Origin of the sequence: Aquiflexum balticum DSM 16537, assembly GCF_900176595.1 — a bacterium.
Classification (GTDB): domain Bacteria; phylum Bacteroidota; class Bacteroidia; order Cytophagales; family Cyclobacteriaceae; genus Aquiflexum; species Aquiflexum balticum.
In genome coordinates this window covers 5,589,715-5,605,060 of record NZ_LT838813.1, presented here as the reverse complement: position 1 = coordinate 5,605,060, position 15,346 = coordinate 5,589,715, and the positions used below count along the sequence as shown (strand labels likewise).

The window sequence follows — 15,346 nt, the reverse complement described above, 5'->3', positions numbered from 1 at the left end:
TAATAGATATTTATTTAGGGTAAATAATTCCAATTCAAAGATCCCCTTCTTTATCGCTAAAAAAGAGCCATTCTATTGCTTTTGGAAATTCATCACTCCAGTAGGTTTCACTGTGTTTACCTTCCATATTGATACTGAGTTTCACCTTCATTCTATCACTGATGGATTCTCTTTTCATCAAACGCTTTTTAAACTTTTTGACATGCCTGATCATTGTCTCACTTTCATCTCCACCTGCATAGAGATAAATCTTGGTGTTCATTGGTTCAAAAAAATCAAGGAAAGAGAATTTGATTTTTGGTATAACCCATAAAGAAGGGGAGAAGATCATCAATTTACCATATACTTCGGGATAAATCAGACCACTGAATATGCTTACCAATCCACCCATTGAACTCCCGCCAATACCGGTAAAATCTCTTTCGGGCTTAGTTCGAAAATTCTTATCCACAAATGGTTTCAGGGTATCGGTTACAAAACGTATGTATTTTTTTCCTTCCCCTTGACCCAATAAGGTTTTTCCGAAGTTGTATTCCAATATCCTTTCTTTTTCGGCGTGTTCAATGGCAATGATGATGATTTTTCCGATCCCATAATCTGACATGACTGCAAGTTTTTTATCAATCTGCCAGTTTCCGTAAGGAGCATTTTCATTGAAAAGATTCTGGGCATCTTGCAGGTAAAGTACCGGATAAGATTCTTCGGAAGTGCTGTAATCGTGGGGTAGGAGGGCCCACACTTTTCTGGTTTTATTCAATTGGGGAATTTCAAATTCCTCTGAAATTAGGTGGACCTGCGGAAGTTGACTTGGGCGGTAAGGAAGCCAGTTTTTACGCCATTTGGGAACATGTTCTTTTTGGATTCCGGAAGTTTTTTTACAGAGCCTGTTGGGTGTTTTATTTCCATATCGGTCAATTTCCACCTCAGACCAATCCCCTTTGGTGAATTTATAGACCAGTTCTTTTGGGAAAGAAAAATCTTCAGGAAACCGAAATGAGTACTTTCCTAAGGAAACTTTATTCAAAATATATTTTCTGTCTTGGGTCGCCCAGTTGTTGAAATTTCCCGAAAGATATACAGGTCTGTTGTCATCTTCATCGGTGGTAAGTATAATACAAAGGCTATCCGTTTTTTCCTTCTGTATGTTATCAGACAGAACAGTATTTTCTTCGCAATCCATTCGAAATGTTTTCTGTTTTTTAATGCGATATCGATTGCCGTAAATGTAATTTTTTGAATCCGTCAAATAAAGAAGATTCTTTACTTTTTTGTTTTTATCGTCCAATATAAGATAATCCCGTGCGAGGTTTCTAAATCAGGATAAAGGATTCTCCTTTGTTGACTTGGCAGGCATTAGAAGGAGAGATGCTTGGCTTAAAACTAATAATTAATATTTCTTCAACTTTTTTTGAAAATTTTAAGCTAAAAACCTCAAAAATCTAATCCCTAAAAATCAGAATTTGATTGGTTTCTCTAAATCTTTTTTGGTTGAAAAGTTTCAAAAGACAAATACTGTTCATCCATTTCATATAAATCTTTTCTAAAAATATGGATACCCTTAGGAGAAGTAAAAATCAATGAATTGTCATAAATCTTTCCGTCAAATTTTCTTTCTCCAACAATTTTCAATTCGGAATCAATAATTATGGTAGAAAAATCAGCAAGTTTATTTCCAAGCCGAACTTGCTCTAAGTTTGGCCTTATATAAGCGATTCTATAAAGGAATTCCCCATTTGGATCAGCTAATAAACCGGCAAAGTCAGAAGTCGACAGAGAATGATTTTCCTGTTCAATATTCTTTTGATTTGGATTAATTGTTGAGTAATAATCCACATCATATTTAAAGGGAACAATATTATCAAAATAATTACTCGGTGCCATTACTTTGTAAACTGAATCTGACTCCCAATCTAAGACATGAAGAGAAAAGTCTATTGGATAACTTATAATGAGCTTATCTTGAAAAGAAATAACCGAGGGATCATATTTAAACATTTCTCCCCAATAAGCTTGACTGTAAAGATCAGAAAAAATTGAAGGGAACTTAACTTTTTTTGTCTTTAAATCCAATGTTAAGGATGAAGGAAAATTTTCAAAATTAGATATACGATTATTCAATCCCGAAGGAAGAATAACTTTCCCTTTATAATATTGAATAGGTCTCAGCAAACTTGGAAATGGTGCAGGAAAATTACTAGGGTCAGAATAATCAGTTACAATATATCGGTCTAAAATCTCTGAATTTTTATTTAATAAAAACAACCTTCCCACCTGAATATTATATATTAAAATTGAGTCTTGGTTTAAAATAAAAGAGGACGTTACTCCACCTAAAAAGCCAACACCATTGGGTCCCTCTTCCTCAAAAACTTGATTACCTAACCATTTTCCTGACTCTAAATCAAACCAAAAAAAGGTGTTATTTAAAGGATTCAGCATACCGACTAAACTTGTGCTATCTTCAAAAAACTGTATAGAACTAAGATAACTATTTAACCCATTAATTGCTTCAAACTTTATTAGGCCTTCACTTTCAAGAAATAAATCATGGGATGGTTCCCCCAATTCAATTTTATTTTCAAACTTCCTACTGCAACTAAAAGAAAATAAAGTTAAAATTGATAAAAGAATTAAATTAACGATTTTCATTGAAATTCGATATTGTTGATTAACTGTAAGGTATGAACGGCTGCAAGTCCTGCTGTTTCAGATCTCAACCGGCTTTTGCCCAAAGAGCAGGGCAGAAAATAATGTTTGAAAGCTAAGTCCAGTTCTTGTTTTGAGAAATCCCCCTCGGGACCTATCAGGATGATATAGGCATTGTCTTTTTTGGCTTTTTCAATCAAATGCCTGTCATTTTCCTTGTCGACATAGGCTATAAACCTTTGATAAGTATCGAATTTTTTGTCCCTTACCAATTCCTCCATGGGTACTACAGGATTTAATTTGGGAACTCGTGTCTTGAGACTTTGCTTACAGGCAGCTATAATCTTCTTCTCCAGACGGTCAAGTTTAAGGTTTCCACGTTCGGAATGTTCTGATTGCATAAAGGTGATTTCATGTACTCCGATTTCTGTAATCTTTTCAATCATCCACTCCATTCTCTCTGAATTTTTGGTTGGACTGATGGCAAGATGGATGTAGTAGTCATCTTCAGGTACATAATTTCTTTCCTCAATAGAAAGAATGGTTTTTTTAGGATTCGCATCTTTAATGACACAGGTGTAAAGACAACCTTTACCATCTGTAAAGTTGACTTTATCTCCTTGTTTTCTTCTCAATACTTTTATCAGATGCCGGGATTCTTCAAGATCCAGTTGGAAGTCCTTGTCCTGAGTGTTTTCATGGAAAAAAAGCTGCATATTTTCAGGGATTGTTTAGCGAAAATACGGAATCCCTTTTTAATCAAACAGGATTTCAAATAAAAAAGCGCGACCTCTGAGAGACCGCGCTTAATATTACTAACCTTTATTAACTTCGAAACTTATTTCTTTCCGGCGATTACCCTTTGGAAATTTCCATGTTGACAGATTTACCTTTGATGGTATTGTTTCTCATGACACTGATTACGTGATCAGCGTCTTTTTGAGGCACATCCACAAATGAGAAGTTGTCAAAAATGTCAATTCCACCAATAGATCTTCCTGGCACTCCGGTTTCACCGGCAATTGCTCCAACGATATCATTTGGTCTGATACGGTCTTTCTTTCCTAAGTTCAAGAAAAGACGGGCCATTCCAGGCTCTCTGACTCCTTTTTCTCTAGGGCTTCTTTCAGTTCTGTCCCCTCTATCAGGTCGATCACTTCTTTCAGACCTTTCACTTCTGTCTCTGCCATATCCTCTGCTTTCGCCTCTTCCGCCTTCGCTTCTACCGAATCTTTCTCTTTCTCGGCCTCTGCCTGATTCTCTACCTCTTCCAAAATCCCTGTCTCTTCCACTTCCACCTTCACTTCTTCTTCCGCCTCTGTCGCGATCTCTTCCAAGATCCAGGTCAAAATTCTGATCCTCCAATTCATGAACAGTATCAGCCAATTGGATTTTCACCAATCCCAGAGCGATTTGCTCCAAACTCAGACCTTCTGTCAAAAGCTGGCCAATAATATCTTCATAGAAGCTATTGTCACCTTCTTTGGCAAGTTGTCTATGTACATCTTTTACAAATTGAGCCTTTTTAAGTTCAATCAGATCTGCTGCGGAAGGAGGGGACATCTTGTCAATGGAAGTCTTGATGAATTTTTCAAGATCCTTTATTTTATACATGTCTCTTCTGCCGGTCACAAAACTGATCGCAGCACCGGATTTCCCAGCTCTACCCGTCCTACCGATTCTGTGAACATAATTTTCTTCGTCCAAAGGAAGGTCAAAGTTAAATACGACTTCAACATCGTCCACGTCAATACCTCTTGCAGCTACATCTGTTGCGACCAATACTGAGCAATGCCCTTTTCTGAACTTGTTCATTACTTTGGTACGCTGAGCTTGCGAAAGATCTCCGTGTAAAGCTTCTGCCTGAATTCCTCTTGCAATCAGTTCTTCGGTAACCTCATCGGTCACTCTTTTTGTATTACAGAAAACCACACTTAGGTTAAACTGATTCAGGTTCATCAACCTGGTCATCAATTCGATTTTCAATGTAGGCTTTACTTCATAATATACCTGTGATATATTTTCTACTGTCAATTCCTTCCTCAACACTTTAATATGTTCAGGATTATTCTGGAATTTTCTGGTCAAGTCCAAAATAGGCTTTGGCATGGTTGCCGAGAAAAAGACAGTCTGTCTTTCTTCAGGACATTCGCTAAGGATATTTTCGATATCTTCTCTGAAGCCCATGTCCAGCATTTCGTCCGCTTCATCCAAAATGATGATACTGACCATATCAAGCTTTAATGTGCCTCTGTCCATGTGGTCCATGATTCTACCAGGAGTACCTACTACAATCTGAACACCCTTTCTCAAGCTTTTGATCTGTCGGTCAATCGCTTCACCACCATAAATACAGGTTGAGGAAAGACCTCTTTTGTATTTTGAAAGTTTTACGATTTCGCCCTCTACCTGTACCGCTAATTCACGGGTTGGGCAAAGAATCAAAGCCTGTGGTTTGTTGATTGAAGTATCCACCTGATCAATGATTGGAATACCAAATGCAGCAGTTTTACCAGTTCCCGTTTGGGCCTGACCGATGACATCTCGTCCTTCCAATAAAAGAGGTATAGATTGTGATTGAATAGTAGATGGTTGGGTATAGCCCATGTCCTCTACTGCCCTTAAGATTTCCGCTGAAATCCCAAGGTCTGAGAATGTTAATTCTTTTTCCATGATGTTTCCTTACTTCTTCAAACCATGATTTCCTAGAAGTACCCTAAATCAAGCGACAGTAAGGAAACCCACGGTATGAAAAATATTAATTATAAATTCGGATGCAAAGGTAAGTAAAATTTTTTTCTTTCCAAATCCAGATTGGAAATATATTAAAATTTATTGTAGAATTTTAGTGGATTACTAGAGGATAATTCTGAATTACAGCCTAAATCATGGTCAATTACATATATTTGACTGATATTGAGTTGACCAAATCTACATATTCTTTTGTAGCATCTTCTTTGGATTTTCCTTTAAAAGCCAGCCATGAGTTGTATTTTGCTGCTGCCACAAAATCAAATCCACCCGGTCTTTCCTCCGTATTGTCACCTTCAGTGGCCTGCTTATAAAGTGCATAAAGTTTCAATAATTCTTCATTGGAGGGTTTACTTGTAAATTTTTTCGTGAGTGCGACTGCTTCTTCAAGTGTATTTGCTTTCATAAATAAACTATTTTTTGATTTTGAGTTTCCAAATGTAGGAAAAATAGATTTGAGAAGTTGTTAGAGAGGCGAGAAGATAGACATGAGACTCAAGACACAAGACATAAGATTTAAGAATCAAAGTTTGTCCGGAATATAGCAGAATCAAGAACCAAGATCAGACGCATACTTCTGTCTTCCGTCTTCTGTCTTCCGTCTTCCGTCCAATCTGACATCGGACAATCTTTTCACAAAAAAAGCTCTGAATCCAATGTTTCACATGGAAGTCAGAGCTCTCTTTAACAATTATTCAAATCATCTTCTATTCATAGAGACATAATCTCTTTCATTGGCACCTGTATAAATTTGTCGTGGCCTTCCGATTGGTTCTCCGTTTTGTCTCATTTCTTTCCACTGAGCAATCCATCCCGGTAGGCGGCCCATAGCAAATAAGACCGTAAACATATCTGTTGGAATGCCCAGTGCTCTGTAAATGATTCCTGAGTAAAAATCCACGTTCGGATATAGTTTTCTATCTACAAAATACTGATCATTCAAAGCAGCAAATTCCAATTCTTTGGCTATTTCGAGTACGGGGTCATTCACCCCTAATTTAGTCAACACATCATCTGCTGCTTTCTTGATGATTTTTGCTCTTGGGTCAAAGTTTTTATAAACCCTATGACCGAAGCCCATCAATCTGAACGGATCATCTTTGTCTTTTGCTTTGTTCAGGAATTTTTTTGTATCACCGCCGTCTTTTTTGATAGATTCAAGCATTTCAATTACAGCTTGATTGGCACCACCATGGAGCGGCCCCCAAAGCGCATTGATACCGGCAGAAATTGAAGCATATATACTTGCCTGTGATGAACCAACAATCCTGACAGTGGAAGTTGAGCAGTTTTGCTCATGGTCAGCATGTAAAATCAACAATTGGTCAAGTGCTTTAGCTACAACCGGATCGGCATCATACCTTTCTGCCGGTAAGGCAAACATCATTTTTAAGAAATTGGAGCAATAGTCCAAGCTGTTATCCGGATAATTCACAGGATGCCCCACTTCATTTTTATAAGCCCAAGCTGCAAAAGTTGGCATTTTGGCCAATAGTCTCACAATGCTTAAGTTCACCTCATTCTCGTTTCTGTTTGGATCCAATGATTGGGGATAAAAAGCCGTCAAGGAACAAATCAGTGAAGAAAGAACTCCCATTGGGTGGGAATTGGAAGGAAATCCGTCGAGAATTTTCTTGATATCCTCGTGGACTAAAGTATGGGTTGTGATTTCTCTGGTGAATTTTTCATATTCTGATTGGGTAGGCAATTCACCATAAATAAGCAAATAAGAAACTTCCAAAAAAGTTGATTTTTCTGCTAAGTCTTCAATTCTATAACCCCTGTATCTTAAAATTCCGGTTTCTCCATCCAAAAATGTGATGGCACTCATTGTTGAGCCGGTGTTTTTGTATCCGGGATCAATGGTTATGAGTCCGGATTGACCTCTCAATTTGGCTATATCAATAGCTTTTTCATTTTCGGTACCTTCTACTATAGGGAGTTCAAAATCTTTTCCTCCATAAGATAACTTAGCAATTTCAGACATAATTATATTATTTATTTATCAGTTTATTGTTTTTAAAAGCATAACTATCAATCAATCTCTTAAGTTAGTAAAATCGGGGATTTTCTAAATGAATTATTATATCAACTACCTAAATTACGTTGTAGACATCGACAAAAAAAGTATATAGGTAAAAACTTTTAAAGTTATGATTTTAAGTAAGCCAAAGGGTAATTGCATCGATCAATACTGGGAATTCCGATTTAAACCAAATTATATTTTTCGGCATTTTTGTGATATTACTATATCTTTTTAGCAAAAAAAAAGCCCCGAAGGGCAATTTTTATTTACAGAAATGTTCAAAAACCTCTACAAGATGATCTCCTATCATTTTTGCGCTACGTCCCTCTATATGGTGTCTCTCGATAAAGTGAACCAATTCACCATCTTTGAAAAGTGCCATTGATGGGGAGGAGGGAGGGTATGGAAGATGATGTTGCCTGACTTTGGACACTGCCTCAGCATCATTGCCCGCAAAAACTGTAGCTAATACGTCAGGTTTGTTTTCGCTTTGCTCAAGCGCGTACCTCACGCCTGGCCTGGCTGCACCTGCAGCACAGCCACAAACAGAATTGATTACAATAAAAGTAGTTCCCTTATGGTCTTTCAAATGTTCATCTACTTCTTGTGAAGTTCTAAATTCCTGAAAACCAACGTTTGTCAATTCTGCACGCATTGGTGCTATAAGTTCCTCTGGATACATATTTTTTTATTTTTATTTATTTTATAGAAAACCTAATTCTAATTTGGCAGCCTCTGACATCATATCCTGAGAATATGGCGGATCAAAGGTGAGTTCTAATTCCACGTGGTTGATTCCCTGGATTTGTTGTATTTTATCTTTGATTTCAGAAGGAATAAATTCAGCTGAAGGACAATTCGGTGATGTCAAAGTCATCAACAAATACACATTGTTGACAGGGTACACGCTGATTTCATAAATCAAACCCAATTCGTAAACATCAACGGGAATTTCCGGGTCATATACCTGCTTGATGGCGTTTACGACCTTTTCCTTGAGTTCCTGAGATGGTATTTCGATATGTTGTTCTTTAGAATCTTGCATGTAATTATCAGACGTTTTGCTTGGCTTGGTAAGCTAAAGCATATAGTTTCATTTGCTTGATCATTGCAGCCAGGCCATTTGATCTTTGGGATCCAATGATATTTCCCATGCCGATTTTATCTATGAAATCAAGTTGGGCATTGAGAATTTCCTGAGGTTTCCTTCCTGACAATACCCTCATCAATAAGCTGATCAATCCTTTGGTAATATCAGTATTTGAATCTGCCAGGTAAATAATTCTATCATTTTCTTCCTTGGTGGTCAACCATACTTTGGATTGACATCCTTTAATGATATTTTCATCTATCCTTTCATTCTCCGGAAATTCGTCTAATTGGGCACCCAATTCCATTATATAATATATAGTGGATTCCTTGTCATCTCCCAAGATGCCAAATTCCTCAATAATTTCATTTTGGATGTCCTCTATGCTATTCATTTATTTTTGATTTTTGCAATTTTGGCAACTGCAAGCGCCATTTGATCAATTTCTGATTTGGTATTGTAAACAGAAAAAGAAGCTCTCACGGTTCCCTCAATCCCGAATCTTTGCATTAAAGGTTGAGTACAATGGTGTCCCGTCCTCACGGCAATACCATTGGCATCCAACATCATTCCCACATCAAATGGATGCATACCCCTGATATTGAAGGATAAGACGCTCACTTTCTCTCTGGCTGTCCCTACAGGGACAAATCCCTTAATCTCTCCCATCAATTCATTGGCATAAGAAAGAAGACCATCTTCATGGGTTTTTATATTTTGTTTACCCGTTGAATTGATAAATTCCAAAGATTTCTGAAACGCGATAACATCAGCTATATTGGGTGTTCCGGCTTCGAACTTGAATGGGATTTCATTATAGGTGGTTTTTTCAAATGTTACTTCCTTGATCATTTCTCCGCCTCCCTGATAGGGGGGCATGGTTTCCAGAATGCTTCTTTTGCCATACAAAACACCCAATCCTGTCGGACCGAATAGTTTATGCGCAGAAAAAGCAAGAAAATCACAGTCCAAATCCTGCACATCTACTTTCAAATGACTGGTAGATTGCGCTCCGTCCAAAAGAACCTTTGCCCCAAATTGGTGCGCTTTCCGTATGATTTCTTTTACAGGATTGATCGTGCCCAGCGAGTTGGATGCATGGACAATGCTGACCAGTTTGGTTTTTTCATTTAAAAGCCTGTCAAATTCCTCCAAAAGAATTTCACCTGAATCTGAAATTGGAATTATTTTAAGGGTGGCCTCTTTTTCTTCGCAGAGCATTTGCCATGGTACTATGTTGGAATGATGTTCCATGGTCGAAATCAGGATTTCATCACCTTTTGTAATGAACTTTCTGCCAAATGTGGCGGCAACCAAATTGATGCTTTCCGTAGTCCCTTTTGTGAAAATAATCTCCTCTTCCTCCCTGGCATTGATAAAATCTCTGATCAGAGACCTGGTTTTTTCGTAATGCCTGGTCGCGCGATCAGCCAAAGTATGAGCACCTCTATGGATATTTGAGTTGTCTTTTTTGTAATAATCAGACAATGCGTCAAGAACTGACAAAGGTTTTTGCGTTGTCGCCGCATTATCAAAATAAATCAAAGGCTTACCGTTTACCTCTTGGTGAAGGACTGGAAACAAGCTTCTGATTTCTTCTACATTAAAAGACATAAATTTTTAAAAATTACTTCCCAATCTCTGCTGCACAATATTCACGATGTAATTTCTGAAATGCTCATCAGAAATATTATCCATAACTTCTCCCGCAAAAGCGTAAAGCAGCATTCCTTTTGCCTGATCTTTGCCCAATCCTCTTGATTGAAGATAGAAGAGTGCTTCTTCATCCAATTGTCCGGTGGTACAGCCGTGAGAACATTTCACATCATCTGCCCATATTTCCAATTGGGGTTTGGTATTGATTATGGCATTTTCCGATAAAAGAATATTGTTGTTTTGCTGAAATGCGTTGGTTTTCTGAGCATCCTTACGTACAAAAATCTTACCATTGAAAACCCCGCGGGAATTATCAGCAAGAATACCTTTGTATAATTCATTGGATTCAGCGTGTGGTTTGGTATGGTCCACATTGGTATGGTTATCGACATGCGATTTGCCATTCAATAAATACAATCCATACATATTTCCCACACAACCTGAATCAAGCAGATTAAGACTCAGGTTGTTTCTAACCATGTCACCTGACAATGAAATAACTACCGAAGTGAAAGTGGCATCCTTATGGATATTGGTTTCAAAGTTATTTACAACAATGGCATTGGGATTTTCATTTTGAAGTCTGCTGTAATGGACATGTGCATTCCGACCGACTTTGATTTCGGTAACAGAATTGCTGAAATAAACAGTCTCATCCAATGATATGGTATTTTCCAAAAATGTTGCCTCAACATTATCTTCCACTTCTATTAAAACCCTTGGACTGATGACCTGTCCCATGTTGGCTTTATTGAAAAAAAGAAACAAGATCGGCTTTTCGATTTTTTGGTTTTTCTTGATGGTGATGCATATACCGTTGTTGAAAGAGATATCGTTCAGAGCGACAAAAGGATCTTTTTCGGTCTTGGCTATCGTTCCAAGTAATTCCGGTTTGGCATCATTGATCAGATCAATAATATAGCCGGTTTGTGTGATAGTGGATTTCAATTTATCAAACTGACCATTATTAAAAACCAACACATCACCGTCAAAACCTTCCGCAATGTTTGATTCAATAGTTTCAGCACCAAGATCGATCTGTTTGGCCTGAGAGAAATTACTGATGGATTTCTCCAGTTTCTTGCTGATTGAAGTGAACTTATATTCTTCTTCTTTAAGTGCGGGAAGGCCATTTTCTGCAAGTATAGACTTCCCTTTTTCCCTAAGATCAGGAAAAGAATCTAAATTGGGTATCTCACTCAATATGAGATCCGTAATATTATTTTTGGACAATGTTATCATAGTCAATCAAAGATTGGGGATTAATGGTTTAGATTAAACAGAAGCTGCACTAACTTCTTCCTTGATCCAATCATATCCTTTTTCTTCCAATTCAAGAGCAAGATTTTTTGAACCGGATTTTACTATTCTACCATTGAACAAGACATGAACAAAATCAGGCACAATGTAATCCAATAGCCTTTGGTAGTGGGTTACCACTATTGTGGCATTATCAGCGGATTTTAGTTTATTGACGCCATTGGATACAATTTTCAAGGCATCTATATCCAATCCGGAATCTGTCTCATCCAAAATAGACAGCGTTGGTTCCAACATTGCCATTTGAAAAATCTCATTTCTTTTTTTCTCTCCTCCTGAGAATCCTTCATTTAAAGAACGGCTCAATAGTTTCTGATCTATTTCAACCAACTTCATTTTTTCCTTCATAATGGAAAGGAACTTTACAGCATCCAAAGGATCTAGACCTCTATATTCTCTGACCTGATTGACGGCAGTTCTCAAAAAGTTGGTGGTACTCACACCAGGGATTTCCACAGGATACTGAAAAGCAAGAAAAACGCCTTCTCTAGCCCGATCCTCGGGAGCCAATTCCAATAGATTTTTACCTTTGAAAATAACCTCGCCCTCTGTTACCTCATATTCTTCTCTACCGGCAAGTACTGAAGCCAATGTTGATTTACCTGAGCCATTAGGCCCCATGATAGCATGAACTTCTCCTGCTTTTATCTCTAAGTTGATACCTCTTAATATTGGCGTTCCTTCAATGGAAGCATGTAAATTCTTAATACTTAACATTTCAATCTTTCAATTTAAAATTTTCAAACCTTACAATTTTTAACCCACGGACCCTTCAAGTGTCAATGCAAGCAGCTTCTGTGCTTCAACTGCAAATTCCATCGGTAACTGATTTAGGACTTCTTTGGCATATCCATTGACAATCAAAGCAACTGCGTCTTCAGTAGAAATCCCTCTTTGGTTACAATAGAATAGTTGGTCTTCACCGATTTTTGAGGTAGTAGCCTCATGTTCCACCTGAGCACTTGAGTTTTGAATATCAATGTAAGGGAATGTATGCGCGCCACAATTTCCTCCCATTAATAAGGAGTCGCATTGTGAAAAATTTCGGGCATTGCTAGCTCTTTTCATCACTTGAACCTGTCCCCTGTACGAATTTTGTGAATGGCCTGCCGAGATACCTTTGGATACAATTCGAGATCTTGTGTTTTTTCCGATATGGATCATTTTGGTTCCTGTATCTGCTTGCTGGTAATTATTGGTCACAGCTACTGAATAAAACTCTCCTACAGAATAGTCTCCTTTTAAAATACATGAGGGATATTTCCAAGTCACTGCAGAACCGGTTTCCACTTGGGTCCATGATATCTTGGAATGGTCTCCGGCACAGATTCCCCTTTTGGTCACAAAATTATAAATCCCGCCTTTACCTTCTTTATCTCCCGGAAACCAGTTTTGAACTGTAGAATATTTAACTTCCGAATTTTTTTCAGCATAGATTTCAACCACTGCGGCATGGAGTTGATTTTCATCTCTCTGTGGGGCAGTACATCCCTCCAAATAAGAGACGTAAGAACCCTCTTCCGCAATAATCAAGGTTCTTTCAAACTGACCGGTGTTTGCTGCATTTATCCTGAAGTAAGTTGAAAGTTCCATCGGACATCTTACACCTTTTGGGATGTAACAAAAAGATCCGTCAGAGAAAACAGCAGAGTTCAAAGCTGCGTAGTAATTGTCATTGATAGGGACCACAGATCCCAAATATTTTTTAATCAGTTCAGGGTGTTCTTTTACAGCTTCGCTGAAAGAACAGAAAATGATCCCCAATTTTGAAAGGGTTTCTTTAAAAGTGGTACCGACAGAAACAGAATCCAATACCGCATCCACAGCTATCCCCTGTAATCTCTTTTGTTCGTTCAAAGAAATGCCCAGTCTTTCATAGATTTGAAGCAATTCAGGATCTATTTCATTCAGATTCTTTGGCTTGTTTTTTTGCTTTGGAGCTGAATAAAACTTTAGAGATTGAAGATTAATTTTCGGATAGCGAACGTTTGCCCATTCAGGCTCAATCATAGTAAGCCAGTTTTTGAAGGCATTCAATCTCCATTCCAATAACCACTCAGGTTCTTCCTTTTTTGCAGAAATCCACCTTATAGTATCTTCTGTCAGTCCGGTAGGCGCTTCATCTGCTTCAAGATTAACTGACCAGCCATGTTCATATTCTTTTGAGGTAAACTCTTCTAAAATCTGATTGTCTTTGCTCATGTGGTTGAGTTATTTAGACTAATTATAGTTTGTGACGCGAAGATACAACATTAAACCAAATTATAATGTTCACAGTGATCTGAAAAATCCTAAAAAAATGAAGTTTTATAGCCTTATATACTTCTGAATCAACAATATAAAAAAAAGTGAAGCCAGTTTATAAAAAGCCAGGTTCACTTTAATAATTATATTTTTTATACGAATAATCAAAAAATAATTTAAATTAGATTTAATCTAAATAACGCAATTTGAGTAAATTTACCAGTGATTAGATGACTTTACTCAACTTTTTTATCGAAAAACTGTATTGGTCTATTGATGCTTTCTTCCAAGACAATCAAGGTTTCCGTCCTGTCGATACCTTCTACTTTTTGTATTTTATCCAGGACTGTCCTGAGGTGGTTGGTGTCTTTACAGATGATTTTTGCGAAAATACTATAATTGCCCGTTGTGTAATAAGCATTGATCACTTCTGAGATTTCTTTGAGTCTATCTATAACTGTGTCATATAAGGAGCTTTTTTCCAAATAGATTCCTAAAAACGCAGAGATGTCATATCCCAGTTTGGAAAAATCAATATTTAAGGTTGCACTTTTTACAATGCCCATATCCTCTAATTTTCTCATTCGGACGTGAACTGTTCCGGAGGATACGTATACTTTTTTTGCTATTTCGGTGTAAGGCGTCTTAGCATCATCGTTTAATAACGATATGATTTTGAGATCGACATTGTCAATATCTAAAATTTTATCCATTTTTTTCGGGTTTATTTGAATCTATGTTAATCAACCAGCGGTTAAATTATGAAATACTTAAAAAATACCAAAATAAATTTTTCAATTTGTAAAAATGGCTAAAATACAGTTACTTTGGTGCTCTTCATTCGTTATTATATAAAATTTGGTTTTTTTATGATTTAATCAAATAAACAATCGAAAAAACCTATTTTATATTATTTTCAATGATTAAATCTTAGAAACTTTTAATCTCTAAAGTTATATTTGGGTTTATATTCTGAAAAGGGTCTTGCTAATGGCAAGACTTTTTTGTGCCCATTAAAATATTTGAACAGCAAAAATTTGCATTTAAAAATATTTTATCTGTATATTTGTGCAAGTCAAATACAGAAAGCCATGAAAAATACATTTAGAGTCTTGATCTTCTTTTTCGCAGTCACTATTTCAAGCCAGCAGCTTTTGGCATCCACTTCAGATTCAAATAGGGGTTTATCCAAGAAAAATCCCATAAACAAAGAGGAAGTTTTGAAAGAAAATGTTTCTTTGATTCCAATAGGAGAGAGCAATGAATTGGATAGTCAATTATTGGAATCTTCCGAAAGCGTCAATTATTTTTATTATGCCCCATGGACGTGGACTGAATCAGCAATGGAATTACTTGATAAGAGTACTGCTTTTATTTTTAGGACTAAAAAGAGTTCTGAAGTTGATACTTTAAGGGTTATTGTAAGTATCAATGACCAGGGAAAAATGATAGGATATAAAGTAATGAATGAGGAAGCAGACAAAGGTCTGATTGAAAGAGTTGGATACGTCCTGAGGAAAATGCCAAATGCTGTTCCGGTTCCAGGGTTTGACAATTATGGTCCTATGGACTTTGAATTAACATTCGGATTATAAGATAAGGTTGTTTGATTA

Annotated in this window: 15 protein-coding genes; 1 reads left to right on the top strand and 14 read right to left on the bottom strand. The window is 37.0% G+C overall.

Annotated elements, in window-relative coordinates; genetic code table 11:
* Window positions 1-34: 34 nt before the first annotated feature.
* The 14 genes from B9A52_RS23820 to B9A52_RS23755 form a co-directional block, all read right to left on the bottom strand.
* Window positions 35-1,180 (bottom strand): alpha/beta hydrolase, encoded by a 1,146-nt coding sequence (locus B9A52_RS23820; RefSeq protein WP_084123670.1) that lies wholly within the window; start codon window positions 1,178-1,180, stop codon window positions 35-37.
* Between the two features lie 293 nt (window positions 1,181-1,473).
* Window positions 1,474-2,649, bottom strand: coding sequence for a DUF4221 family protein (locus B9A52_RS23815; RefSeq protein ID WP_084123072.1), 1,176 nt, complete (start codon window positions 2,647-2,649; stop codon window positions 1,474-1,476).
* Entirely contained in the window at window positions 2,646-3,362 is a 717-nt protein-coding gene (locus B9A52_RS23810) for a 16S rRNA (uracil(1498)-N(3))-methyltransferase (RefSeq protein WP_084123071.1), read from the bottom strand. Before B9A52_RS23810 ends, B9A52_RS23815 begins: the two co-directional genes overlap by 4 nt.
* Before the next feature lie 139 nt (window positions 3,363-3,501).
* Entirely contained in the window at window positions 3,502-5,319 is a 1,818-nt protein-coding gene (locus B9A52_RS23805) for a DEAD/DEAH box helicase (protein WP_084123070.1), read from the bottom strand.
* A gap of 223 nt (window positions 5,320-5,542) precedes the next feature.
* Window positions 5,543-5,803 (bottom strand): acyl-CoA-binding protein, encoded by a 261-nt coding sequence (locus B9A52_RS23800; RefSeq protein WP_084123069.1) that lies wholly within the window; start codon window positions 5,801-5,803, stop codon window positions 5,543-5,545.
* A gap of 294 nt (window positions 5,804-6,097) precedes the next feature.
* The gene (locus B9A52_RS23795; protein ID WP_084123068.1) at window positions 6,098-7,384 is read right to left on the bottom strand and encodes a citrate synthase; all 1,287 of its coding nucleotides are present in this window, start codon (window positions 7,382-7,384) and stop codon (window positions 6,098-6,100) included.
* A gap of 301 nt (window positions 7,385-7,685) precedes the next feature.
* Complete coding sequence (locus B9A52_RS23790) at window positions 7,686-8,105, bottom strand: BrxA/BrxB family bacilliredoxin (RefSeq protein ID WP_084123067.1); 420 nt, start codon at window positions 8,103-8,105, stop codon at window positions 7,686-7,688.
* A gap of 21 nt (window positions 8,106-8,126) precedes the next feature.
* On the bottom strand, window positions 8,127-8,468 hold the full coding sequence (locus B9A52_RS23785) for a DUF59 domain-containing protein (protein WP_084123066.1): 342 nt from the start codon (window positions 8,466-8,468) through the stop codon (window positions 8,127-8,129).
* Between the two features lie 7 nt (window positions 8,469-8,475).
* On the bottom strand, window positions 8,476-8,907 hold the full coding sequence (locus B9A52_RS23780; protein WP_084123065.1) for a SufE family protein: 432 nt from the start codon (window positions 8,905-8,907) through the stop codon (window positions 8,476-8,478).
* Window positions 8,904-10,127 carry a cysteine desulfurase gene (locus tag B9A52_RS23775; RefSeq protein ID WP_084123064.1) on the bottom strand — a complete coding sequence of 408 codons (1,224 nt, stop codon included), beginning with the start codon at window positions 10,125-10,127 and terminating at the stop codon, window positions 8,904-8,906. Before B9A52_RS23775 ends, B9A52_RS23780 begins: the two co-directional genes overlap by 4 nt.
* 6 nt (window positions 10,128-10,133) lie before the next feature.
* Entirely contained in the window at window positions 10,134-11,411 is a 1,278-nt protein-coding gene (gene sufD, locus B9A52_RS23770) for a Fe-S cluster assembly protein SufD (protein WP_084123063.1), read from the bottom strand.
* Between the two features lie 33 nt (window positions 11,412-11,444).
* On the bottom strand, window positions 11,445-12,206 hold the full coding sequence (gene sufC / locus B9A52_RS23765; RefSeq protein ID WP_084123062.1) for a Fe-S cluster assembly ATPase SufC: 762 nt from the start codon (window positions 12,204-12,206) through the stop codon (window positions 11,445-11,447).
* A gap of 39 nt (window positions 12,207-12,245) precedes the next feature.
* Entirely contained in the window at window positions 12,246-13,691 is a 1,446-nt protein-coding gene (gene sufB, locus B9A52_RS23760; protein WP_084123061.1) for a Fe-S cluster assembly protein SufB, read from the bottom strand.
* A 278-nt stretch (window positions 13,692-13,969) separates the two neighbouring features.
* Window positions 13,970-14,446, bottom strand: a complete 477-nt coding sequence (locus B9A52_RS23755) for an Lrp/AsnC ligand binding domain-containing protein (RefSeq protein WP_084123060.1) — start codon at window positions 14,444-14,446, stop codon at window positions 13,970-13,972.
* A 378-nt stretch (window positions 14,447-14,824) separates the two neighbouring features.
* On the opposite strand from B9A52_RS23755, the gene B9A52_RS23750 reads away from it, so the two are divergent.
* Window positions 14,825-15,328: a hypothetical protein gene (locus tag B9A52_RS23750; protein ID WP_157370281.1), complete on the top strand. Its 504-nt coding sequence runs from the start codon at window positions 14,825-14,827 to the stop codon at window positions 15,326-15,328.
* Window positions 15,329-15,346: the final 18 nt, after the last annotated feature.